Source organism: Sphingomonas sp., from assembly GCF_041661885.1.
GTDB lineage: Bacteria > Pseudomonadota > Alphaproteobacteria > Sphingomonadales > Sphingomonadaceae > Sphingomonas.
In genome coordinates, this window is record NZ_JBAZTL010000007.1 from 26,073 (window position 1) to 48,982 (window position 22,910).

The window sequence follows — 22,910 nt, forward strand, 5'->3', positions numbered from 1 at the left end:
CCTGCCTGCGCAGGAGCACGGCGCGGGTCAGGTCAGCGCACTGTAGATCAACGTCTTCAGCTCGCGGCGGATCGGGTACACGTTGCTGGGGCTCATCTGCGTCATGAACACCATGTGCACTTGCTCGACCGGATCGACGAAGAAGGCGGTCGAGAACATGCCACCCCAATAAAACTCGCCAACCGAGCCCGGGATCATCGAGCGCGCGACATCGATATTGACCGCGAAGCCCAGGCCAAAGCCGGTGCCGGCATTGGTGGTTTCGCTGAACATCGACTTGGACATTTTCGACAGGTCGGAGCCGCCGGGCAAATGGTTCATCGTCATCAGTTCGATCGTCTTGCGCCCGACGATACGCGCGCCGTCGAGCTCGCCGCCGTTCAGCAGCATCGTGCAGAAGCGATGATAATCGAGTGCGGTCGAAACCAGGCCGCCGCCGCCCGACACCAGTTTGGGCGGGCGGCTCCACGCGCTCGCTTCGCCGCGGTCATACAGGAAGCGGCCCTTTTCTGGAGTGAAGGTGTAGCAATCGGTGAGCCGGTCGATCTTGTCTTCGGGCACCGCGAAAAAGGTGTCGTCCATCTTGAGCGGCGCGAAGATTTGCGTGCGAAAAAAGTCGGCGAGCGACTGACCCGAAACCTTCTCGACCACCGCGCCCAGCACGTCGGTCGAGACCGAATAATTCCACGCCTCGCCCGGTGAAAATTCGAGCGGCACTTTCGCGACCGCCTCGATGAAACCGTCCAGATCGAGATTGCCGTGCCAATTCTCGATTTTGCCCTCGCGATAGGCGGCATCGACATAGGACCGGTTCTGGAAACTGTAGGTCAGCCCCGAGGTGTGGCGGAGCAGGTCGAGCATCCGCATCGGCTCCGTGGTCGGGCGCGTCTGGAACGGCACACCGCCGCCGCCGCCATTGTACACGCCGACGCCCTTGAACGCGGGCAGCACGTGGTGGACGGGGGTGTCGAGCGCGACCTTGCCCTGTTCGAGCAGCATCATGAAGGCAATCGAGGTGACCGGCTTGGTCATCGATGCGATGCGGAACAGCGATCCTTCATCGATGCTCTTGCCGCCTTCGCGCGCTGGCCCCTGCGAGGAAAGATGCGCGATTTCACCGCCGCGCGCGATCAGGATCTGTGCGTTCGCCAGCCGTCCGGAATCGAGATAACGCTCCTTCAGAAAGGCATCGATGCGGTTCAGCCGTGCTGCGTCGAATCGCCCGATCGCTGGCATCGTTCCGCTCATGTCGATTTCCATACCCTCACTTCGAAAGCCTTGCTCTCCTATTGCCTTGAGTCGCGCACGAATCAACACTAACCTTGCAATAAGCGCCGGTTCCGACAAACCCGAGTTTCAACTCGAACGTTCCGGCAAGCCGTGGAAGAGGATGCGTCGTGGATACAGAACCGCTTGTCGTGCTTGATCCGGCATGGCCGAAAATGACCCTGGCGCAGGCCAACGCTGCGTTGACGGCGGCGGGCAGCAAGTTCGAGATCGAGACCGTAACGATCAATGGCCTCCCCACCCGCGTGTGGAAGCACGCGCCGCCGTCGCTCGCTTGGCTGATCGCGGCGTCGCGGATGCACGGCGAGAGGGTGTTTACCGTCTATGAGGATGAGCGCATCAGCTACGCGGCGAATTTTCGCGCGGTGGCGGCGCTGGCGCATGTGCTGGTGGGGATGGGAATTGGCAAGGGCGACCGCGTCGGGCTGGCGATGCGCAATTTGCCCGAATGGCCGGTGATTTTCTTCGCCGCCGCCAGCATTGGTGCAATCGTGGTGCCGCTCAATGCGTGGTGGACGGCGGGCGAGCTGGAATATGGCATCACCGATTCGGGCTGTCGCGTGTTGTTCGTCGATGACGAGCGCTATCAGCGGCTGGTGGCGCACGCTCCTCGCTTGCCGGCGCTGGAAACGATGGTCGTTGCGCGTGCCTCGGGTGCGGTCGGCAATGGCGCGCGACGGCTGGAGGATTTGATCGGCACGCCGCACGATTATGCGCGCTTGCCCGATACGGCGCTGCCCCCGGTCGACATTGCGACCGACGATGATGCGACGATTTTCTATACCAGCGGCACCACCGGCAATCCGAAGGGGGCGCTCGGCACGCATCGCAATTTGATGACCAATATCCTCAGCTCCGCCTTTGGCGGCGCGCGCGGCTTTGTCCGGCGCGGCGTGGCAGTGCCGGAGCCTGAACCCAGAACCTATCTCACCGTCATCCCGATGTTCCATGTAACGGCGTGCAGCGCGACGATGATGGGCTCGATTGCGGCAGGCAACACGCTGGTGTTCATGCGCAAATGGGATCCGGTCCGCGCGATGGAGATTATCCAGACGGAGAAGGTTCATGCCACTGGCGGCGTACCGACGATCGCCTGGCAGATCCTGGAGCATCCTGACCGCGCCAAATACGACCTCTCCTCGCTGGAGATGATCGCCTATGGCGGTGCGCCGTCTGCCCCCGAGCTGGTGCGGCGGATTTACACCGAATTTGGCGCGCTGCCGTCGAACGGCTGGGGCATGACCGAAACGATGGCGACGGTGACCGGGCACGGGGCGGAGGACTATCTCGCGCGACCGACCAGCGCTGGGCCGCCCGTGCCCGTTGCCGACCTCAAGATCATGGACGAAGACGGCACTTCCGAACTGCCGGTCGGCGAAGTCGGCGAATTGTGGGCGCGCGGGCCAATGGTGGTGAAAGGCTATTGGAACAAGCCCGAGGCAACCGCCGCCACCTTCGTCAATGGCTGGGTGCGTACCGGCGATCTCGCGCGGCTCGACGAGGAAGGCTTCGTCTATATCGTCGATCGCGCCAAGGACATGATTATCCGTGGTGGCGAGAACATCTATTCATCGGAGGTCGAAAACGTCCTCTACGCGCATCCGGCGGTGACCGATTGCGCGTTGATCGGCATCCCGCATCGCACATTGGGCGAGGAACCGGCGGCGGTGGTCCACCTTGCGCCAGGCACGACCGCAACCGAGGCGGAATTGCAGGCATGGGTGCGCGAGCGGCTTGCGGTGTTCAAGACGCCGGTGGCGATCCGCTTCGTCCACGAAACGCTGCCGCGCAATGCCAATGGCAAAATCCTGAAAAAGGACCTGAAGGGCCTGTTCGAGGATCGCGCCGCCGCTTGAGCCCGTGCGATTACGCGTCGAAGGCGGTCGCGCGACGCGGCAACGTGCGGTGAATGATGAACACGGTAAGGAGCAACGTTGGCACGACAAGCACGCTCCCCTCCGGCCCGGTGTCGCCGCCCGACAGCAAGGCGGCACCCGCCGGGTGCGAGACGAGCAGATGCCCCTGCACCGCGAGCCCTGAATCGCGCACGCCGTAGAGGAAGGACTGCGCCCAGTCCCACGTCGCATGAAAGCCGATTGCCCACCACAGCGAGCCGGTGCGATACAGCACATAGGCGAAGGTCAGCCCGGCCAGCGCGACACTGACCAGGCCCATCGCCGTCTCGCCCTTGTTGGCGAGATGACCTGCCGCGAACACCCCGACCGAGAAGACCAGCGCCGCCACCCAAAAGCCGATCGTGCGAGCGCGCTTATTGTCGGGGGCCACGGCGCGCACGATTCCGGCAACGCCCCGCGCGAGCGTATATTGCAGGAAGCCGCGCGTCAGAAATTCCTCGAACACCCCGACCAGGCAGAAGGCAAGGAACCACGCTGCGCCATACCCCAATGCCGTGCCGCCGCTGATCGCAAAGCCATCGAACACCAGCGCGCCCGATAGCGTCAGCATTCCCACCAGCAGCGAAAGCATCGCGATGCCCCACGCCATGCCGGTCAGCACATCGGGCAGTGCGCGCTCCCGGCGCAGGCCATAAGCGACGAAGCGGCGACGCTCGATCCATGACATCAGCAAAGAGGTCACCAACAGCACGACGAAAGAGAGTGCTTCGCCCTTGATTGATGGGATAACGCCTTGCGGCGCGCCAGCGGGGGCGTGGGACGGCCGCCCGTTTATGAAGGTTGCCACCGCCACAGCGGTGATCGACAGCACCGTCAGGATCACGCAAAACAGCAGCAGGCTCCAGCCCGCGCGCAGTCCATCGCTCCCGATAAAGATGTGGCGGAGTCCCCGGTTGCGGGGTTGGGTGCTCTCGGTGTCGGTCATGAATGTCCCCCGCAATCCAAAATTCTCGACGATGCGTGATCGTTCAGTCGGGTGCGATAACGCGCCGTACCGCGCTGCGCCACCCATCGAGCCGGGCGGCGCGCGCGTCCGCCGCCAAGTGCGGTGTGAAGGTTTCGACTTGCCCCCGCATCGCGCTCGCCTCGGCAAGACCCGTGAACAGCCCGCAGCCCACGCCCGCCAGCATCGCCGCACCCAGCGCGGTTGTTTCGGCAAATCTGGGGCGCTCGACATTAACCCCGAGAATATCGGCCATGTCCTGTGCCATCCAGTTGTTGGCGACCATGCCGCCATCGATCCGCACGCTCGCCCAATCGACGCCATCGGCGGCAAAGGCGGTCTTCAGGTCATGCGCCTGATGCGCCATCGCCTCCAGCGCGGCGCGAACGATATGCGCCTTGCCGGTCGAGAAACTGAGACCCGAGATGGCGGCGCGTGCTTCGGGCTCCCACCACGGCGCGCCGAGGCCCGAAAGCGCCGGAACAAGATAGGCGCCGCCATTGTCGGGCACGCTGCGGGCAAGCGCTTCGGTTTCGGCAGCGGTGCCGATCAGGCCGATCTCATCGCGCAACCATTTAATCAGGCTGCCCGCGACGAACACCGATCCCTCGAGGGCATAAGCGCGTCGCCCATCGATTTGCCACGCAATCGTGGAGAGCAAACGGTTGCGTGAGGCCGGGGGAATCGGCCCGGCCTGGCTCAGCACAAAGGCCCCGGTGCCAAAGGTTGCCTTGGTCTCGCCGATCTGAAGACAGGACTGGCCGATGGTCGCTGCCTGTTGATCCCCGGCGATGCCGCAAATCGGGATTGGCGCGCCGAACAATCGGGTTTCGCCGAATCGCCCCGCGCAATCGACGATTTCGGGCAAGGCCGTGCGCGGCACGCCGAACAGTTCGATCAGGCCATCGTCCCAATGGCCGCTGCCGATTGCCATCAGTGCGGTGCGGCTGGCATTGGTTGCATCGGTAATGTGCAGCCCACCGGTCAACTTCCAGATCAGCCAGCTTTCGACCGTGCCGACGGCGAGTCGCGTTCCGGCGGCTTTGACCGCATCCCAATGCGCCATCGCCCAGCCAATTTTGCTTCCCGAGAAATAGGGGTCGAGCAACAGGCCGGTCTTGGTCTGCACCATCGGCTCATGGCCCACTTCCTTCAGCGAGCGGCACGTCGCGGCGGTACGGCGATCCTGCCAGACGATTGCGGGAGCAAGCGGCTCGCCCGTTTCGCGGTCCCAGAACACGATCGTTTCGCGCTGGTTGGTAATGCCGATCGCGGCGACCTTTTCGGCACCCCCGGCTTTGTCGATCACCGTGCGGGTGACGGCGAGCGTCTTGTCCCAGATTTCGGCGGCGTCGTGCTCGACCCGCCCGGGCTCGGGGTAAAATTGGGTAAGTTCCGCCGCAGCCGTGGCGAGACAGGCACCGCCCGGACGAAACAGCATCGCTCTGGTCGAGGTGGTGCCTTCGTCGATGACAAGGATCAAATCGGACATGTAACAGGGCTAGCGCGGTTTGCGCGGCGAGGGAATGCCGCTAGGGAAATGGCATGGCAGATCGGGACCAAAGCAAGAGTGGCGCCTTCGGGTTGAGCGTGTCGCGCGATGTCGATTCGGCGGAGGAACATCGGATCGACATACGGCGCGATCGTTTGCTGGCGGCGCTGACGCTGATCGCGGGGATCGGGTTGGCGGTGGCGCTGCCGTTTGCGTTGAAGGCAGGGGCGGAATTTTTCCTGCCGATCACGGCGGCTCTGGTCATCGCCATCGCCCTGGTGCCGATACTCGAATGGCTGGAACGGCGCGGTGTTCCCTCGTCGCTCGCCGCGCTGACCTGTGTGTTGCTGTTCCTGGTGGCGGCAAACGTCGCGTTGGCCGCGATCGTGGTGCCCGCGACCGAATTTTTCCGGCGGCTTCCCGAACGGATCGACCGCATCCAGATGAACATTGCGCCGCTGATCGATTTATATTCGAGCTTCGAGCGCTATCTGAACCGGACGGTGCAGCATCTCGCCGCTTCGGGTCCGGTCAAGGCCCCGGCCACTGCCGCCGTCGCGCCGCCGAGCTCGATCCTCGAACTGGCGGCGAGCTTTGCGCCATCGGTGATCGTGCAGGTGTTTTTCGGCATCCTGGTGGTGTTCTTCTTCCTGTCCGGCTGGACGCGGTTGCGCAAGAAAACGATCACCAGCCGCGCAAGTTTTGGCGGGGCGATGGCCACCGCGCGCGTCATTCAGGATGTGGTGGACGATACATCGGCCTATCTCGGCACGATCACGATCATCAACCTGTCCTTCGGCCTGGTGATTGCAGGTGTGTTGTGGGTGATGGGTATGCCATATCCGCTCATGTGGGGCGGCATTGTCGCGCTGCTCAACTATGTGCCGTATTTCGGGCCGTTCACATCGGCGCTGTTGCTCGCGCTCGGTGGATTGATGACGTTCCATGACATTTGGGTCGCGCTTGTGCCCGCCTTTGTGATGGTGGGATGCCATTTGCTCGAGGCCAATGCGGTGACGCCGCTGATTGTGGGGCATCGCCTGACGATCAACCCGATCATGATTCTCGTCTCGATCAGTTTCTGGAGCTGGGTGTGGGGCACGGCGGGCACGCTGCTGGCGGTGCCGTTGCTGATTATCATCCAGACCGTCCTTGGTGCAGCGGGCAAGCCTGATATTGCAGGTTTTCTGTTCGAACACGGCACCTTGACCCGGCCGGGGCGCAGTCGCGTCGATGCTTCTTTCGAAGAAAGTGAAACGGAGCGTTGACAGGCTAGGGGGTGTCGCTTAGGAGCCGCGCCTCACGCTTTTCAAGCGGGTGTAGCTCAGTTGGTTAGAGCGCCGGCCTGTCACGCCGGAGGTCGCGGGTTCGAGCCCCGTCACTCGCGCCATTCCCCGCAAATTGCTTGGGAAGGCGGCGATATCCCACGATTTTCTCAACATTCCGGGCCTCGGCTGAGGCGGCTGTGTCCACGGTTCGAGGATCAATCGTATCGTGTCCGCCTGAGGTCATTGACAGGGTAGGGGGTGTCGCTTAGGAGCCGCGCCTCTCGCTTCTCAAGCGGGTGTAGCTCAGTTGGTTAGAGCGCCGGCCTGTCACGCCGGAGGTCGCGGGTTCGAGCCCCGTCACTCGCGCCATTCCCTTTCACACCAAGGGGAATTCAGCGAAATTTTCCCGTCTCCATCCACGCCAGCATCCGCCGCATCGGCAGAATCCAGATCCAGGCGATGCCAGCGATCAGATAGAAGGCCGCTTGCAATAACGGATGCCAGCCGCCGACAAACCGGGACAGGCTGACGACGAGAAGGCACCACACGCCGATCAACACCAAAATCGCCAGCATCCCGACCGGTTTACGCCAACTTGGGGTCATGGTCGGGGAATCCATCCACATTCGGTGATGATGGCATGGAGCGGCATGTCCCACGCTTCGGTCGGCAACGTCTCCACCTGTTGCACGCTCCACGCAACCCCGATCCGCCACGCCTCGGGGAACACCGCGAAGGCGCGGTCGTAATAGCCGGCACCTTGCCCCAACCGATCGAGCTTCGCATCGAATGCCAGCAGCGGCGTGAGGATGATGTCGGGTTGCACCGCCAGCGCGTCGCCGGGAGGTTGGGAGAGCCCATACCGCCCCTCGACAAGCGCGGAGCGCCCATCCCACTCCAGAAAGCGCATTGGCGCTTCCCGCGTGGTTATATGGGGCAAGGCCAGACGGCAGCCTGAGGCAATCGCTGCGGCAGTGAGGTGTCGGGGATCGGCTTCGCTGCCGATGGGCATGTAGGAGGTAACGATCCGCCCCGGCTTCAGCAGCGCAAGCAAAGGCGTCGGTGCCTCGATCGGTGCGGGCGAACGCGCGAAAAAGGCGTCGCGCTCGGCGCGGATCCGTGGGCGCAACGCCCGCTTGTCGATCGTCGTCTGCATCACGGTATCTCGTCGGGCAACGGCCCATACGTGGCCGGAGCGCCACGGAAAAGCGGGGTGGCGGGACCGCCGTGGCCGTGTGCCGGGTTATCCTCTGACGCACGGTACGTCAGGTGGGGACCATGTGCGTCGGGCCAGGGCCCGGGCAGGGACAGCCCCCTTGGATGATGAATAGCCTCAGGGATAATAAAGGCTCGTACCGGGCAGTGCCCGCCGCCAAACGATATAGGCGCTTGCGCGCTATTGCTCAAGGGAGCTGGCGAGCGCTTCGAGCCGTTCGGCAATGCGCGTGAGCAGCACCTCATCCTGGATCTTCGCGGGGCGACGCTCCGCCTCGTCCAGTGCATCGGCCAGCATCAAGGCGACGAACAGCATCGTGCGCTCGCCATTCATCCCGCCTGAGGCGCGCGCGGCGGTGGCCCATTTCGCGTCGAGCAGGGTGCCGAGGCGGAGCAACTGATCCTCCTGCCCATCGGGGCAGGCAACGGTGTGGCGACGGTCGCCGATCGTCAGCGTAACGTCGGCCATCACTCGCCCTCGCGTTCGAGGATCGCGTCGAGGGCGGCGATGGCGTCGGTCATGCGGGCGCGCAGCGTTTCATGGCGGCGCGAAAGTGCCTCAAAGCGGGTCGTCCGCGCTTGGGCGGCGGCGTCGATGCGAGCGAGGGCACGGTCGATCCGGTCGAGCGCGGCAGGATAAGGAACGTCTGCCATTTCGTTGAGATAGCATGGCGCGGCGCGGGGACAAGGCGCATTTGTGACGCCTTCGCGTCATCCGTTCGGATTGCGCGATGCAGATGGAGGAACGGGGCGGGCGGTTGACGCGCCCGCCTGTCGCCCGCAAAGACGCGCGCATTCGAAGGACTCGGTGGCGCGCTGCTACGGGGTCAGCCGCTTGAAGGAGCCAGCATTATGACGATCAAGGTAGCGATCAACGGTTTCGGGCGTATCGGTCGCCTTGTCGCACGCGCCATTCTGGAGCGTGGCGATAGCGGGCTTGAACTCGTCACGATCAACGATCTTGCCGACGCCAAGTCCAACGCCTGGCTGTTCAGCCGCGACTCGGTGCATGGCAAATATCCGGGCGAAGTTTCGGCAGAGGGCAACGATCTGGTCGTCGACGGCAAGCGCATCCGCGTCACCGCCGAGCGTGATCCCGCCAATTTGCCCCATGCCGAGCAGGGCATCGACATCGTGCTCGAATGCACCGGCTTCTTCACCGATCGCGCGAGCTGCCAGAAGCATCTCGATGCCGGTGCCAAGAAAGTGCTGATTTCGGCGCCCGGCAAGGGCGTCGATCTGACCGTCGTTTTCGGCGTCAACCATGACAAGCTGACCGCCGAGCACACGATCGTGTCGAACGCATCGTGCACCACCAACTGCCTCGCACCCGTCGCCAAGGTACTGAACGATGCGATCGGCATCGAGCGCGGCCTGATGACCACGGTTCACGCCTACACCAACGACCAGAAGATCCTCGACCAGATCCACCCCGATCTGCGCCGCGCGCGCGCCGCTGCCATGTCGATGATCCCGACCACCACGGGTGCCGCGCGTGCGGTCGGCGAAGTGCTGCCCGAACTGAAGGGCAAGCTCGACGGTTCGGCGATCCGCGTGCCGGTTCCCGATGGCAGCCTGATCGACCTGACCTTCATGCCGTCGCGCGAGACGACCAAAGACGAAGTCAACGCGATCCTGAAGGCTGCGTCGGAAAGCGGCCCGCTCAAGGGCGTGCTGGTGTTTTCCGACGAGCCGCTGGTTTCGGTCGATATCGTCCACACGCCGGCCTCGTCGACGGTCGATAGCCTGGAAACGGCGGTTATGGACGGCAAGCTGGTCCGCGTCGTTAGCTGGTATGACAATGAATGGGGCTTCTCCAACCGCATGGTCGATACCGCAGGAGCGATGGGCAAGTTCCTCTGATGGGGGTGCTGGCGGGCATTGCCCGCCACGGGCGCCCGAAAGGCCCGATGGAGACCGTCGACCATGTCGAAGTGACAGTGGACGGCGGTCTCCACAGCGATTTTCACGGCGTCATCAAGCCCGGTGGCAAGGGACGGCGGCAAGTCACGTTACTGGAACGTGGCGATTGGGATGCGGCGATGGCTGAGGTGGGGCATAACCTGCCCTGGTTCGAGCGTCGTGCGAACTTGCTGGTCGATGGGCTTGATTTGCCGCAGCTTCCCGGCGCGCGGCTGCGGATTGGCGAGACGGTGATCGTGATGATTACGCGCGAGACCGATCCGTGCGAACGCATGGAAGCGCTTGCGCCCGGGTTGAAGGCAGCGCTGCTGCCCGACTGGCGCGGAGGCGCCTGTTCGCGGGTTCTGGCTGGCGGGATGATCCGCGTTGGCGATGCAATAGTGGTTCTTGAGGAGTGATGGACATGACGCGGGCCTTCAAGACGTTGGACGATATGGGCGATGTGCGCGGCAAGCGTGTGCTGGTGCGCGAGGATCTCAATGTGCCGATGCACGATGGCGCGGTAAGCGACGATACGCGGCTGCGCGCGACGATCCCGACGATCACCGAACTTGCCGACAAGGGCGCGATCGTGTTGATCCTGGCGCATTTCGGTCGGCCGAAGGGCGTGCCGTCTGCCGAGTTTTCGCTGAAGCAACTCGTCGGCCCCTATGCAGTCGTGCTCGGGCGGCCGGTCACCTATGTCGACTGGGAAGGCGATGCGGCAGCGGTTGCGGCGTTGGTGCCCGGCGATATCGCCGTGCTCGAAAATACCCGCTTCTTTGGGGGTGAAGAAAAGAACGATCCGGCAGTGGTCGATCGCTTTGCCGCGCTGGGCGATCTTTACGTCAACGACGCCTTCTCCGCCGCGCACCGCGCGCACGCTTCGACTGAGGGGCTCGCGCACAAGCTGCCCGCCTTTGCCGGTCGCGCGATGGAGGCCGAACTCGACGCGCTCGACAAGGCGCTGGGCAACCCTGAGCATCCCGTTGCGGCGGTGGTCGGTGGGGCCAAGGTTTCAACCAAGCTCGACGTACTCAAGCACCTTGTAACGCGGGTGGATCATCTCATCATCGGCGGCGGTATGGCCAACACCTTCCTCGCCGCGCGCGGGGTCGATGTCGGCAAATCGCTGTGCGAGCACGATTTGACTGGAACGGCGGAGGAGATCTTCGAAGCTGCGGACGGCGCAAACTGCACGATCCATTTGCCGTATGATGTAGTGGTGGCGAAGGAATTCCGCGCCAACCCGCCGGTTCGCACTGTCAACGTGCATGAAGTTGCTGCGGACGAGATGATCCTCGACATCGGGCCAGCCGCGACCGAGGCGCTGGCCGATGTGCTCAAGACTTGCCGGACGCTGGTGTGGAACGGCCCGCTCGGCGCCTTCGAAACGCCGCCGTTCGACACGGCCACGGTTGCGCTGGCGAAAACGGCGGCGGCGCTGACCAAGAGCGGGTCGCTCGTCTCGGTGGCTGGCGGCGGCGATACCGTGGCCGCGCTCAATCAGGCGGGCGTGGCCGACGATTTCACCTTTGTTTCAACCGCAGGCGGCGCGTTCCTCGAATGGATGGAAGGCAAGGATCTCCCCGGCGTGGCGGCGCTCGCGCGGGGCTGATCGGTTCAGCTTGACGGAACGGAGGGGGCTGGCTCGCGCAGCAGCGGGACCAGCTCTTCGTTCAAAGCGTCGAGGTCGAACGCTGATGCCTTGGCGTAACGGACATGGCCCGATCGATCGATGATATAGTTGGTCGGCACGCCCCCAAGGGTCGGATAATTGCCTTTGATCTTGCGGACCGACGACATGTGCATCGCCGCGAACAGCTTCTTGAGCTGGAACAGCGGCAGCGAATCTTCGGTTGCGATGGCGAAAACCTTCAGGCCGTGTTCCTTCTGAATGTCATAATAGCGGTCGAGCGTCGGAAGTTCGCGCTTGCATGGCCCGCACCACGTTGCCCAGAAGTTGAGCACCACCACCTGGCCGCGCAGTGCTTCAGAGGAGACTTTGGTGCCGTCGATCAACGTCAGTTCGAAAGGCGGTGCGATGTCTCCGACCTTGGGCGGCCCGCTGCCCCCGAGCAAGGCGATTGCGGCAAGCCCCAGTGCAAGGCGCTGAGATATCTTGGACAAAGGCAGCATCGGTTTTCCCCCAGGTGGAAACGGGAAGGTGCCGCGCCAACAAGGGTGCGTCAAGCGTTGCTCCCGGTGCCCTGCACGGCTAACAGCCGCTGCAACAACCATAGGTAATGGGAGCTTCCGATGACGCCACAGGTCAAGGCCATTCTCGACAAATATGAGTCGGACAACCCTGCCACCAAGGCCAATCTCGCCCGCATCCTGATGCAGGGGAAGCTCGGCGGAACGGGCAAGCTGGTGATTCTGCCGGTTGACCAGGGTTTCGAACACGGGCCCGCGCGCAGCTTCGCGGTCAATCCTGCGGCCTATGATCCCCATTATCATTATCAGCTCGCGATCGACGCCGGCCTGTCGGCTTATGCCGCGCCGCTCGGTATGCTCGAAGCCGGGGCCGAAACCTTTGCCGGGCAAATCCCGACGATCCTCAAGGTCAACAGTTCGAATAGCTGGGCGCAGGGCGCAAACCAGGCGGTGACGGGCAGTGTCGAGGATGCGGTGCGGCTTGGCTGCGCGGCGATCGGCTTTACCATCTATCCGGGGTCGGACGACCTGTTCGACATGATCGGCCAGATCCGCGAACTTTCCGCCGAGGCCAAATCGGTCGGCATCGCCACCGTGATCTGGTCCTATCCGCGCGGTGGTATCCTGCCCAAATCAGGCGAGCTGGCGCTCGATGTTGGTGCCTATGCCGCGCACATGGCGGCGTTGCTGGGCGCACACATCATCAAGGTGAAGCTGCCGAGCGACCATATCGAGCAGAAAGAAGCCAAACCGCTGTACGAGGGCACCGACTGGTCGAAACAGGCGGACCGCGTCCGCCATGTCGTCCAGGCGAGCTTTGCCGGGCGGCGCATCGTGGTATTCTCGGGTGGTGCGGCCAAGGGCGCCGATGCGGTCTATCAGGATGCGCGCGACATTCGCGATGGCGGCGGCAACGGCTCGATCATCGGCCGCAACACCTTCCAGCGCCCGCGCGCCGAGGCGCTCGAGATGCTCGCCAAGATCATCGCGATCTACAAGGGCGAGGAGTAAACGCGATGTCCGGGGCGGCGTGGCGTGCGGTCGACGCCTATATCGTTGACCATTTGCTGAGTGCTGACGCCGCCCTGGATGCCGCGCTCGCCACCAACGCCGCCGCTGGGCTGCCGCAAATCGACGTTTCGCCCGCGCAGGGCAAGATGTTGCATTTGTTCGCGCGGATGGTCGGTGCGCGCCGCATTCTCGAGATCGGCACGCTTGGCGGCTATTCGACGATTTGGCTGGCGCGCGCGCTGCCTGAGGGCGGACAAGTGGTGACGCTGGAGATCGAACCGCATCACGCGGCGGTCGCGCGCGACAACATTGCGCGCGCCGGTCTTGGCGACCGGGTCGAGATTCGCGTCGGCGCGGCACTGTCGTCGCTTGAGGCGATGATCGCACAAGGCGAGGAGCTCTTCGACCTGGTCTTTGTTGACGCCGACAAGGAAAGCAGCGTGGCCTATGTCCGCGCGGCGATGGCGCTGGCACGACCGGGCACGACGATCGTCATCGACAACGTCGTGCGCGAGGGGGAGGTGCTGGACGCAGCGAGTGCGGACTCGCGCGTTCACGGGGTACGGGCGCTGTTCGAGATGATCGCCAACGAACCCCGGTTGAGCGCCACCGCCGTGCAGACCGTTGGCGCGAAGAAATGGGATGGCTTTGTGCTGGCCGTGGTGGAAGCGGTCTGAGCACGATGTCCCAGGAGTTCGCCTATCATCGCAGCCTTGGGCCGATGGTAGCCGTCCTCCTCGGCATCGCCATTGTCGAGATGTGCGTTGTTCATCTGGTGGTGGCTGCTTTGTTTGGCTGGACAGTCGCGTTGCTCGTCGGCGTGCTCGACCTGTCTTTGGTGGTCAGCCTTGCCGTGTTGCTGCGGTCGTTCCGGCGATTGCCGGTCACCATCGCGGATGGCGTGCTGACGATGCGGGCGGGCCTGCTGAAGGCGGTCGCGGTTCCGACGGGCCAGATCGCCGGCTTGCGCGCGACCTGGAATGTCGCTGTACTCAAAGAGCGCGGCGTGCTGAATCTCGCATTGGTGCGTTGGCCGAGCGTCGTGGTCGATATCGCCCCGCCCATCTTCGCGCGGCGCGGCAAACCCATCCACGCGATTGCGCACAAGCTCGACGATCCCGCCGCTTTCCATGCCGCGATCACCGCGCTATCGCGCGACAATGGACATTGAAGACCCCCTCGGCCCGCTCGACCCCGATTTCGCGGTGCAATTCCAGCGCGACGACCGTCGGCCGCGCTGCCAGCTTTATCTCATTTCGCCGCTCGAGGTTGGCGGCGCTTTCCCCGATCGGTTGAAGCGCGCGCTCGACGCTGGCCCGGTCGCGGCCTTCCAGTTCCGCGTGAAGGACATCGATCAGCATAGCGCCGCGGCTTTGGCCGAGCCGTTGCAGCGCATCTGTGCCAATGCCGATGTCGCGTTTATCGTCAATGACAGCATTGCTCTCGCCAAGCGACTTGGCGCGGACGGCGTCCATCTGGGGCAGGGGGATGGCGACCCGCGCGAGGCACGTGCGCAACTCGGGCCGTCGGCGCAAATCGGCGTAACGTGCCATGACAGCCGCCATCTCGCGATGGAAGCGGGCGAGGCAGGGGCCGATTATGTCGCGTTCGGAGCCTTTTATCCTACCACCACTAAGGCGACCGAGCATGTCGCCGATCCGGTGCTGCTAAGCTGGTGGTCGACCGTGTTCGAAATTCCCTGCGTTGCAATTGGCGGGATTACGCCGGTCAACGCGCCGCCGCTGGTACAAGCCGGTGCCGATTTCCTCGCGGTGTCGGGCGCGGTGTGGGGTGGCGACGAGGCGGCTGCGGTGCGCGCGTTCGAGGCCGTTCTGGCCGGATGACGTCGGCTCAATAGGTGTTTCGCCCGGCGCGGATTTCGGCCTTGGCGGTAAACAGCTTGCGGGCGGTGGTGCCGGCATCGCGCACCAGCACCATCACTTCGTCATCGACCCGAATCTTCTCGTCGGGGGAGGGCCGCAGGATCGCGGCACCGGCGCGCTTGATCTGGACGATGAAGAAGGCCCCGGCTGCCTGACGTTCAGCCTCGCCGACGGTCAGTACGCACATTGCCGATCCTGCCCGTGCCGATACGACTTCAAGGTCCAGCCCCATTTCGCCGAGTTCGCCGCGCGCGCGTTTGAGCGCCGAATCCAATCCCAGATCGGCGCTTTTCGGGAAGAGCACCATGCGCGCGATGCGTTCGGCACCGATATGCGTGGGCAGTACGACATGGTCGGCCCCGGCACGGCGCAATTTGCGTTCGGTCGTCGGGGCCTCGCCGCGCGCGATGATTTCGAGCTTGGGATTGAGGTTGCGCGCGCTGAGCGTGATGAAGACGTTGGCCGCATCATCGGGCAACACGGTGGTGAGCACGCGCGCGCGGTCGATCCCGGCGGCGAACAGGATTTCCTCCTCGGTCGCGTCGCCGCCGATGCACAGATGGCCCGCCGCCTCGATTTCGGCGAGCCGGTCAGCGCTGCGCTCGATCACCACCAGCGGCATATTCGCTTCGGCAAGATCGCGCGCGAGCATCGTGCCGATGCGACCGAAGCCGCAGATCACGGCATGGCCGGATAATTTGTCGATTCGCGCACGCATCCGATTGGCTCCCAGAATCTGCCGCAATTGCAGGACGGTGAAGAATTGAACGAGTGCGCCCGTCAACAGGATCATGCCGGTGCAGCCAAGCACGATCGTCCCGATGGTGACGGCATGGAGATAGGCCGTGTCGATCGGCCTGACTTCCTCGTAACCGACCGAAAATACCGTCAGCAGCACCATGTAGGAGGCGTCGGTGAGATTCCATCCCGCCGCCATATAACCGAGCGTCGCGACGATGATGACCGTGCCGACATAGCCCAGAATCGTGACGAGGTTACGGGCGGGGGAGCCGAGTACGGCTTCAGCATCGGCTAGGAACTTGCGCACGGATGAGGACTGTTATCCAGCGCGCAGAGCAAGTCCAGTAGGGGATATACGTGGGCGGTTTGGCGGGCCACTTCTACCAGTGGCGAACGCGCCCCGTATCGACATGGACGAAGCCGTCGCGCGGATAATAGCCAACCCCGCCGCCGCCCAAAGCGAGCGCCGCACCATGCAGCCGGTCGAGCGTTACGCCCGGCACCATGATATCGGTCGCCTTGCCCAGCATGTGCTGGCTTTGGTTTGCGACGCCCGTATGCGCGCCGCCTTTGGCGCGGAGTGCGGCGTTGGTGGCGGGCGAACGATAGCCCGAGATCAGGTTGATCTTGCTGCCGCCGCTGAGTTCCAACTTGTCGCGCAACTGCACGAGCAAGGCGAGCAAGCGGCGATCCATGACCGTCGCTTCTCCGGTGCGCCAGTCGCGCAGGCCGTGGTTGAGTTCCGCCAACCCTTCCGGAACGAACGCCCCGTCGCGGGCGAACAGCGCATCGACGGTTTCGTTATTATGGACATTGCGGATGGCGAGACGCCATTCGGTGCCGACCGCCACCGCCGGGAAGGGCATCGCCAACGCGGCGCCGCCAGCGATCACGCCGCCGAGCATGGAGCGGCGGGAGAGCTTCATCGTGGCTGGGGTTGCGTCGGGCACAAGCGGGTATTCCATTCATTGGTGGAACTCATATTTCAATGTAGGCGCTTCAGCCGACGCGAAAAACCGTGGCGGGATCGGCCTGTCGGGCAATAGCGTCGCTTGGGCTCGTTGCAGCCGTCCAGCCGGGAACAAAAGCGCTGCCTGCCGCATCACCGCCCGATTTCGTCCTGCACGCGGGACGTGATGCCTCAGGTACACCGCGCCCGGTCGGCATTGGTATGAAGGGGCGGATATCGATCCTTGGCCCTATCTTGCCGGAAGGCCCTTGCCCGGCTAAAGGCCGCGCCTCGCTCTTTCCAACTACAGGCTCCCCCATGAAGATCAACGCGGTCGAAATCCGTCCCGGCAACATCCTGGAATATGAAGGCGGCATCTGGAAAACCGTCAAGATCCAGCACACCCAGCCGGGCAAGGGCGGGGCCTATATGCAGGTCGAGATGAAAAACCTCATCGACGGGCGCAAGACCAACGTCCGCTTCCGCTCGGCGGAAAGCGTCGAGAAGGTCCGGCTCGACACCGTCGATTTCCAGTTCCTGTTCCGCGAAGGCGATACGCTGACCTTCATGGACAAGATCAATTACGAGCAGATTTCGCTCGACGCCGACATCCTCGGCGATGCCGCCGCCTTCCTGCAGGACGGCATGGATGTCGTGATGGAGCTGTGGGAAGAACGCCCGATCTCGGTGCAATTGCCCGACACAATCGAGGCGCTGATCGTCGAGGCTGACGCCGTGGTGAAGGGGCAGACCGCCTCGTCGAGCTACAAGCCTGCCATCCTTGAAAACGGGGTGCGCGTGATGGTGCCGCCGCATATCGGTGCGGGCACGCGCATTGTCGTCGATGTGTATGAACAGAGCTACGTCCGCCGGGCGGATTAATTCATCTCCCTCTCCCCGCTGGCGGGGAGAGGGCAAGCGAGCGAAGCGAAGCGAGGGAGAGGGGCAGTTGTCGGGCGTAGCGCTCGAACCTGCCCCTCTCCCCGACCCTCTCCCCTGAAGGGGAGAGGGAGAAAGAAAGTAAGAATATGGCATCCCATTCCGGTCTCATGACCATCATGGACCGCGCCGCGCGCAAGGCCGGCCCGCGCCTGCGTCGCGACTTTAACGAAGTCCAGCAATTGCAGGTCAGCCGCAAGGGGCCTGCCGACTTCGTGTCGATGGCCGACCAGCGCGCCGAACAGACGCTGTATGAGGAACTGTCGCGCGCGCGGCCCGATTGGGGCTTCCTGATGGAGGAGCGCGGCGAGGTCGCGGGTGACCCCAACAAGCCGCGCTTCATCGTCGATCCGCTCGACGGCACCACCAACTTTCTCCACGGCATCCCGCACTTCGCGATTTCGATCGCGGTCGAGGAGCCGATGCCCAATGGCAAGCGCGAGATTACCTCTGGGCTGATCTATCAGCCGATCACCGATGAAGCGTTCTGGGCCGAAAAGGGCCGGGGCGCGTGGGTGCAGGAGCAGCGGTTGCGTGTGTCGGCGCGGCGCGACCTCGCCGATTCGCTGATCGCGACGGGTATCCCGTTCCTGGGCCACGGCAATTTCGTCGAATGGAGCCGCATTTTCGGTGCGATCGCGCCGGAAGTCGCGGGCATCCGCCGGATGGGATCGGCCGCGCTCGATCTCGCCTGGGTCGCCGCCGGCCGGTATGACGGATATTGGGAGTCGGCGCTGCAACCGTGGGATGTTGCGGCAGGCCTGTTGCTGGTCAAGGAAGCCGGTGGTTTCGTCACCGATTTTCGGGGCGGCGACCGCATGATGGAACGCAGCGAATTCCTTGCGGCCAACGACGCGCTGCAATCGCGCTTGCACAAGCTGCTCGCGGGCGCGCTCCGCTAAAATATCGTCTCTCCCTCGTCGGGAAGGGAGCGGTACAGTCCAGCGCGAACGCGACGTTTCGTGGCTTTGCGTCTTCGTGCGAGAAGCGGTTTTGCTCGCACGAAGGCACAACGCCACAAAGAGCAGAGCCGACTGCCACCGGCTGCGCTTACTGGGGGAGACGGTCGGTCCTTGGGGGAGGACGTTCAGTTGCGATTCATTCTCACTCCCGCGACCCTTGCCCCTCAAAGTGCATCGTCCTAAAGCCCACGCACACCTGTTCGCACATGCGAGAAACCCATTGGTTGACCTGTCCCATTATTTGCCGATCCTGTTGTTCCTCGGCGTGGCGCTCGCGCTTTCCAGCGCGTTCGTGTTCCTGCCGATGATCGTTGCCCGCCTGACCGGCGCGCACAAGCCGACCCCTGAAAAGCTGAGCGAATATGAATGCGGCTTCCCCGCCTTCGAGGATCCGCGCAGCCAGTTCGACGTGCGCTTTTACCTCGTCGCCATCCTGTTCATCATCTTCGATCTGGAAGCGGCGTTTCTGTATCCCTGGGCCGTGTCGGTCTTCAAACTTGGCTGGGTCGCCTGGGGCTCGATGATGCTGTTCATCGTCGAACTGGCGCTCGGCCTGGTCTATGCGTGGAAGAAGGGAGCGCTCGAATGGGAGTAGAACTCATCCGTCCGTCCGGTCAGGATATCATCCAGCCCGATGCGTCGTTCTTCAACGATCTGAATGGCGAACTCGGCGACAAGGGTTTCCTTGTCACCTCGACCGAAGACCTGTTCCAGTGGGCGCGCACCGGCTCGCTGTGGTGGATGACCTTCGGGCTCGCCTGCTGCGCGGTCGAGATGATCCACGTCAACATGCCGCGGTATGACCTCGAGCGTTTCGGCGCGGCACCGCGCGCGTCGCCGCGTCAGTCGGACGTGATGATCGTGGCGGGCACGCTGTGCAACAAGATGGCGCCTGCGCTGCGCAAGGTCTATGACCAGATGAGCGAGCCGAAATACGTCATCTCGATGGGTAGCTGTGCCAATGGCGGCGGCTATTACCATTACAGCTATTCGGTGGTGCGTGGCTGCGACCGAATCGTGCCGGTCGACATCTATGTGCCCGGCTGTCCGCCGACCGCCGAAGCGCTGCTCTACGGCATCATGCAGCTTCAGCGGAAGATCCGCCGTGTCGGGACGATCGAACGGTGAGGGCCCCCGCTCCAGCCTATGTCGCCAATGATGGCGTAATCGACGCGGCCCGTGCGGCGCTTGGTGCCAAGTTGCTCGCGCCGGTTGATGCGGTCGGCGAAGTCGCGCTGCATGTCGATCGTGCCTCGCTGGTCGAGACGATGGTCGCGCTGCGCGACACGCCCGGCCTTGAATATCAGCAGTTGATGGAAATCGCGGGCGTCGATTATCCGGATCGCGGTGTCGACCGGTTCGAGGTGGTTTATTGCCTGCTGTCGCTGACGCGCAATCATCGCATCCGCGTGCATGTGCAGACCGACGATGAAAAGCCGGTGCCGTCGGTGACGGGCATCTGGCCCGTTGCCGGATGGCTGGAGCGCGAAGTGTATGACATGTACGGCGTGCTGTTCTCGGGCAATGCCGATCTGCGCCGCATTCTCACCGATTACGGCTTTCGTGGTCATCCGCAGCGCAAGGACTTCCCGCTCAGCGGCTATGTCGAACTGCGCTATTCGGAAGAAGCCAAGCGCGTTGTATACGAGCCTGTCGCGCTGGCGCAGGATTTCCGCACCTTCGATTTCATGAGTCCCTGGGAAGGTGCCGAATACGTGCTTCCGGGCGATGAGAAAGCGGGGGCCAAATAATGTCCCTTTCCCTTCATCCCTTCCCGGGCGAAGGCCGAGGCCTGGCCGCGAGCGGGCCGTGGCCGGGTGCTGTGCTCTATAACATCCACTTTCGCGACGGGGCCCCGGCCTTCGCCGGGGAAGCGCTAATGTTCGAGGTCAAGCTATGACCGACTATCTCGACCAGATCGAACATCGCCTTGACGGGGAAAACCCCGAAGTCGGCGATGTCGAGATCCAGAATTACACGATCAACTTCGGCCCGCAGCATCCCGCCGCGCACGGCGTTTTGCGGCTGGTGATGGAGCTGGACGGTGAAATCGTCGAGCGTGTCGATCCGCATGTCGGCCTGCTGCACCGTGGCACCGAGAAGCTGATCGAGTACAAGACCTACACGCAGGCGCTGCCCTATTTCGACCGGCTCGATTACTGCTCGCCGCTGTGCATGGAGCATAGCTATGTGCTCGCGGTCGAGAAATTGCTCGACCTTGAGGTGCCGCTGCGCGCGCAATATCTGCGCGTGCTGTTCGCCGAGCTGACGCGCATTTCGAACCACATGTTGAACCTCGGTTCGCACGTCATGGACGTCGGCGCGATGACGCCGAACCTGTGGCTGTTCGAAATCCGCGAAGACTGCATGAACTTCTTCGAGCGCGTCTCGGGCGCGCGGATGCACAGCGCGTATTTCCGTCCGGGCGGCGTGCATCAGGATGCACCGCTCAAGCTGCTGACCGACATTGCCGACTGGCTCGACACGCGCTTGCCGCGTCTGTTCGAGGACGCGATCTCGCTCGTTGCCGACAACCGCATTTTCAAGCAGCGCAATGTCGATATCGCCACGGTCAGCCGTGACGATGCGATCAAATGGGGCTTTTCGGGGCCGATGATCCGGGGTTCGGGCATCGCCTGGGATTTGCGCAAGTCGCAGCCGTACGATGTCTACGCCAAGATGGACTTTGACGTGCCGGTGGGCACGCGCGGTGATTGCTATGACCGGTTCATGGTGCGTGTCGAGGAAGTGCGTCAATCGGCGCGGATCATGAAGCAGTGCCTGAGCGAAATGCCCGAGGGGCCGATCGCGTCGCTCGACCGCAAGGTGGTGCCGCCCAAGCGCGCCGAGATGAAGCGGTCGATGGAAGCGCTGATCCATCACTTCAAGCTCTACACCGAGGGCTATCATGTGCCGGCTGGCGATGTTTATGTCGCCACGGAAAGCCCCAAGGGCGAGTTCGGCGTGTATCTGGTCGCCGACGGCACCAACAAGCCGTACCGCTGCAAGATCCGCCCGACCGCGTTCTCGCATCTACAGGCGATGGACTTCATGGCGAAGGGGCACATGCTGGCGGATACGACGGCAATTCTGGGCGCGATGGATATCGTGTTCGGGGAGTGTGACCGGTGATCGACCCAAAGTCTTACCCGTCAATCGAGTACGTTGCGGCGTCCAATTTAGAGCGTGGGCTTTTCGCGCTCGCAGCAACACTTTTGCTCGTGTTCTGTGGCCTCTCAATCTGGGTGGCATCGGCCGGAGAAACGGCTTTGGCAGTATCGGCGTTTCTGATTTTCGGCATTGTTCCAGCAACGCTTTCGTTCGTCGCTGGGTTGTATTTGCGATCACGACGGATGAAGCGAGTTCAAGAGCGCGCTAATTTCCTGACGACCATAGAAATGGTTTCGAATGGCTGAAGCCCCCAAAATCCCCGACGAAGCCGAAACCCGCGAACGCTGGGGTTTCTTTGCCTGGACTGAAGAGAACCAGGTCAAGGCGAACGAGATTCTCGCGCGCTATCCCAAGGGCCGCGAGCAATCGGCGTCGATCCCGTTCCTTGATCTGGCACAGCGCCAGGTCGGTGCAGAGACCCAGACGCAAGGCTGGTTGCCGGTCCCGGTGATCGAGTTCGTCGCCCGCCAAATCGGCGTGCCGTATATGCGCGTGTACGAGGTCGCGACCTTCTACACGATGTTCAACATGGCGCCGGTCGGCCGCTATCACGTTCAGGTGTGCGGCACGACGCCGTGCCTGTTGGGTGGCAGCGACAATGTTTTGTCGGCGTGCAAGAATAAGGGCCTTTCGAAGGGGCATACCACCCCGGACGGTTTGTTCACGCTGACCGAGGTCGAGTGTCTGGGCGCGTGCGCCAATGCGCCGATGGTGCAGATCAACGACGATAATTTCGAAGACCTCGACTACGACAAGACCATCGCGCTGCTCGAAGCGCTCGCCGAGGGCAAGCCGGTGACGGCGGGTTCGCAGACCGGGCGACGCGATAGCTGCCCGGCGGGTGGCCCGACCACGCTCAAGGACATGGTTGCCGAGAACCACGATTATCGCGGGGAATGGGCATGAACAAAAACACTATCATACTGATCCTGGCGATCATCGGCGGCATCGTGGTCGCGGGCTGGGTGTTGCGGCTGACGCTGTCGCTGCTCGGGCCGCTGGTCGTGATCGGGCTTGGGGTCGTGATTTATCTCGCGCTCACCGGCAACAAGCGGATCGGGGGGGGCAAGTAAC

At 63.3% G+C, this 22,910-nt stretch carries 27 protein-coding genes, 2 tRNA genes and 1 pseudogene; 20 read left to right on the forward strand and 10 right to left on the reverse strand.

Annotation, left to right across the window (positions count from 1 at the left end):
• Window positions 1–27 precede the first annotated feature (27 nt).
• Window positions 28–1,248 carry a serine hydrolase domain-containing protein gene (locus WC704_RS13715; RefSeq protein WP_372890811.1) on the reverse strand — a complete coding sequence of 407 codons (1,221 nt, stop codon included), beginning with the start codon at window positions 1,246–1,248 and terminating at the stop codon, window positions 28–30.
• Window positions 1,249–1,442: 194 nt separating this feature from the next.
• On the opposite strand from WC704_RS13715, the gene WC704_RS13720 reads away from it, so the two are divergent.
• Window positions 1,443–3,143 (forward strand): class I adenylate-forming enzyme family protein, encoded by a 1,701-nt coding sequence (locus WC704_RS13720; protein WP_372891276.1) that lies wholly within the window; start codon window positions 1,443–1,445, stop codon window positions 3,141–3,143.
• A 10-nt stretch (window positions 3,144–3,153) separates the two neighbouring features.
• Here the strand turns inward: WC704_RS13720 and WC704_RS13725 are convergent, their stop codons facing one another.
• Together WC704_RS13725 and WC704_RS13730 are read right to left on the reverse strand one after the other, a co-directional pair.
• Window positions 3,154–4,128, reverse strand: a complete 975-nt coding sequence (locus tag WC704_RS13725; RefSeq protein ID WP_372890813.1) for a lysostaphin resistance A-like protein — start codon at window positions 4,126–4,128, stop codon at window positions 3,154–3,156.
• A gap of 43 nt (window positions 4,129–4,171) precedes the next feature.
• Complete coding sequence (locus tag WC704_RS13730) at window positions 4,172–5,638, reverse strand: FGGY family carbohydrate kinase (RefSeq protein WP_372890815.1); 1,467 nt, start codon at window positions 5,636–5,638, stop codon at window positions 4,172–4,174.
• A gap of 53 nt (window positions 5,639–5,691) precedes the next feature.
• On the opposite strand from WC704_RS13730, the gene WC704_RS13735 reads away from it, so the two are divergent.
• From WC704_RS13735 to WC704_RS13745, 3 genes are all read left to right on the forward strand, one after another.
• Window positions 5,692–6,906, forward strand: a complete 1,215-nt coding sequence (locus tag WC704_RS13735; protein WP_372890817.1) for an AI-2E family transporter — start codon at window positions 5,692–5,694, stop codon at window positions 6,904–6,906.
• Between the two features lie 45 nt (window positions 6,907–6,951).
• Window positions 6,952–7,028: transfer RNA gene (locus WC704_RS13740), tRNA-Asp, on the forward strand.
• A 170-nt stretch (window positions 7,029–7,198) separates the two neighbouring features.
• Window positions 7,199–7,275 (forward strand) — tRNA-Asp (locus WC704_RS13745).
• A 23-nt stretch (window positions 7,276–7,298) separates the two neighbouring features.
• Here the strand turns inward: WC704_RS13745 and WC704_RS13750 are convergent.
• The 4 genes from WC704_RS13750 to WC704_RS13765 form a co-directional block, all read right to left on the reverse strand.
• Window positions 7,299–7,511, reverse strand: coding sequence for a DUF2842 domain-containing protein (locus tag WC704_RS13750; protein WP_372890819.1), 213 nt, complete (start codon window positions 7,509–7,511; stop codon window positions 7,299–7,301).
• Complete coding sequence (locus WC704_RS13755; RefSeq protein WP_372890821.1) at window positions 7,508–8,062, reverse strand: 5-formyltetrahydrofolate cyclo-ligase; 555 nt, start codon at window positions 8,060–8,062, stop codon at window positions 7,508–7,510. Before WC704_RS13755 ends, WC704_RS13750 begins: the two co-directional genes overlap by 4 nt.
• Window positions 8,063–8,302: 240 nt before the next feature.
• A complete protein-coding gene (locus WC704_RS13760; protein WP_372890823.1) occupies window positions 8,303–8,590 on the reverse strand; it encodes a cell division protein ZapA in 288 nt (95 codons plus the stop codon).
• A complete protein-coding gene (locus tag WC704_RS13765) occupies window positions 8,590–8,775 on the reverse strand; it encodes a hypothetical protein (protein ID WP_372890825.1) in 186 nt (61 codons plus the stop codon). The genes WC704_RS13760 and WC704_RS13765 overlap by 1 nt, the downstream gene beginning before the upstream one ends.
• 198 nt (window positions 8,776–8,973) lie before the next feature.
• Here WC704_RS13765 and gap point away from each other — a divergent pair, with 198 nt between their 5' ends.
• Genes gap through pgk form a run of 3 tightly spaced genes read left to right on the forward strand, consistent with a single transcriptional unit; the run spans window position 8,974 to window position 11,641 of the window.
• A complete protein-coding gene (gene gap, locus WC704_RS13770; protein ID WP_372890827.1) occupies window positions 8,974–9,984 on the forward strand; it encodes a type I glyceraldehyde-3-phosphate dehydrogenase in 1,011 nt (336 codons plus the stop codon).
• Window positions 9,984–10,442, forward strand: coding sequence for an MOSC domain-containing protein (locus tag WC704_RS13775; RefSeq protein ID WP_372890828.1), 459 nt, complete (start codon window positions 9,984–9,986; stop codon window positions 10,440–10,442). The genes gap and WC704_RS13775 overlap by 1 nt, the downstream gene beginning before the upstream one ends.
• A gap of 5 nt (window positions 10,443–10,447) precedes the next feature.
• Window positions 10,448–11,641 carry a phosphoglycerate kinase gene (gene pgk, locus WC704_RS13780; protein ID WP_372890829.1) on the forward strand — a complete coding sequence of 398 codons (1,194 nt, stop codon included), beginning with the start codon at window positions 10,448–10,450 and terminating at the stop codon, window positions 11,639–11,641.
• 5 nt (window positions 11,642–11,646) lie between these two features.
• Here the strand turns inward: pgk and WC704_RS13785 are convergent, their stop codons facing one another.
• Window positions 11,647–12,162 (reverse strand): TlpA family protein disulfide reductase, encoded by a 516-nt coding sequence (locus WC704_RS13785; protein ID WP_372890830.1) that lies wholly within the window; start codon window positions 12,160–12,162, stop codon window positions 11,647–11,649.
• 120 nt (window positions 12,163–12,282) lie between these two features.
• Here WC704_RS13785 and WC704_RS13790 point away from each other — a divergent pair, with 120 nt between their 5' ends.
• The 4 genes from WC704_RS13790 to thiE are packed head-to-tail and all read left to right on the forward strand — an operon-like array spanning window position 12,283 to window position 15,035.
• Window positions 12,283–13,191, forward strand: a complete 909-nt coding sequence (locus WC704_RS13790; protein ID WP_033965763.1) for a class I fructose-bisphosphate aldolase — start codon at window positions 12,283–12,285, stop codon at window positions 13,189–13,191.
• A gap of 5 nt (window positions 13,192–13,196) precedes the next feature.
• Window positions 13,197–13,868 carry an O-methyltransferase gene (locus WC704_RS13795; protein ID WP_372890831.1) on the forward strand — a complete coding sequence of 224 codons (672 nt, stop codon included), beginning with the start codon at window positions 13,197–13,199 and terminating at the stop codon, window positions 13,866–13,868.
• 5 nt (window positions 13,869–13,873) lie between these two features.
• Entirely contained in the window at window positions 13,874–14,362 is a 489-nt protein-coding gene (locus tag WC704_RS13800; RefSeq protein WP_372890833.1) for a hypothetical protein, read from the forward strand.
• Entirely contained in the window at window positions 14,352–15,035 is a 684-nt protein-coding gene (gene thiE, locus WC704_RS13805; protein ID WP_372890835.1) for a thiamine phosphate synthase, read from the forward strand. The genes WC704_RS13800 and thiE overlap by 11 nt, the downstream gene beginning before the upstream one ends.
• A gap of 7 nt (window positions 15,036–15,042) precedes the next feature.
• Here thiE and WC704_RS13810 read toward each other — a convergent pair whose 3' ends face one another.
• Window positions 15,043–16,122: a TrkA family potassium uptake protein gene (locus tag WC704_RS13810; protein ID WP_372890837.1), complete on the reverse strand. Its 1,080-nt coding sequence runs from the start codon at window positions 16,120–16,122 to the stop codon at window positions 15,043–15,045.
• A 73-nt stretch (window positions 16,123–16,195) separates the two neighbouring features.
• Window positions 16,196–16,780: a DUF882 domain-containing protein gene (locus WC704_RS13815; RefSeq protein ID WP_372890839.1), complete on the reverse strand. Its 585-nt coding sequence runs from the start codon at window positions 16,778–16,780 to the stop codon at window positions 16,196–16,198.
• 302 nt (window positions 16,781–17,082) lie between these two features.
• Here WC704_RS13815 and efp point away from each other — a divergent pair, with 302 nt between their 5' ends.
• The 9 genes and pseudogenes from efp to WC704_RS13860 all read left to right on the forward strand — a co-directional run bounded on the left by efp (window position 17,083) and on the right by WC704_RS13860 (window position 22,909).
• Window positions 17,083–17,646, forward strand: coding sequence for an elongation factor P (gene efp, locus WC704_RS13820; RefSeq protein WP_126847269.1), 564 nt, complete (start codon window positions 17,083–17,085; stop codon window positions 17,644–17,646).
• Window positions 17,647–17,792: 146 nt separating this feature from the next.
• Entirely contained in the window at window positions 17,793–18,605 is an 813-nt protein-coding gene (locus WC704_RS13825; protein ID WP_033963272.1) for an inositol monophosphatase family protein, read from the forward strand.
• 280 nt (window positions 18,606–18,885) lie between these two features.
• Window positions 18,886–19,260, forward strand: a complete 375-nt coding sequence (gene ndhC, locus WC704_RS13830) for an NADH-quinone oxidoreductase subunit A (protein WP_010402587.1) — start codon at window positions 18,886–18,888, stop codon at window positions 19,258–19,260.
• Window positions 19,251–19,793: an NADH-quinone oxidoreductase subunit B family protein gene (locus WC704_RS13835; RefSeq protein ID WP_372890843.1), complete on the forward strand. Its 543-nt coding sequence runs from the start codon at window positions 19,251–19,253 to the stop codon at window positions 19,791–19,793. The genes ndhC and WC704_RS13835 overlap by 10 nt, the downstream gene beginning before the upstream one ends.
• Window positions 19,790–20,404, forward strand: a pseudogene (locus tag WC704_RS13840) (NADH-quinone oxidoreductase subunit C); the annotation flags it as partial. The gene WC704_RS13835 and the pseudogene WC704_RS13840, both read left to right, overlap by 4 nt.
• Before the next feature lie 157 nt (window positions 20,405–20,561).
• Window positions 20,562–21,797: an NADH-quinone oxidoreductase subunit D gene (locus WC704_RS13845; protein ID WP_372890845.1), complete on the forward strand. Its 1,236-nt coding sequence runs from the start codon at window positions 20,562–20,564 to the stop codon at window positions 21,795–21,797.
• Complete coding sequence (locus WC704_RS13850; protein WP_372890847.1) at window positions 21,794–22,081, forward strand: hypothetical protein; 288 nt, start codon at window positions 21,794–21,796, stop codon at window positions 22,079–22,081. The genes WC704_RS13845 and WC704_RS13850 overlap by 4 nt, the downstream gene beginning before the upstream one ends.
• A complete protein-coding gene (locus WC704_RS13855) occupies window positions 22,074–22,742 on the forward strand; it encodes an NAD(P)H-dependent oxidoreductase subunit E (RefSeq protein WP_372890849.1) in 669 nt (222 codons plus the stop codon). Before WC704_RS13850 ends, WC704_RS13855 begins: the two co-directional genes overlap by 8 nt.
• Window positions 22,739–22,909, forward strand: a complete 171-nt coding sequence (locus WC704_RS13860; RefSeq protein WP_156142946.1) for a hypothetical protein — start codon at window positions 22,739–22,741, stop codon at window positions 22,907–22,909. The genes WC704_RS13855 and WC704_RS13860 overlap by 4 nt, the downstream gene beginning before the upstream one ends.
• The last annotated feature ends 1 nt before the right edge of the window (window position 22,910 follow it).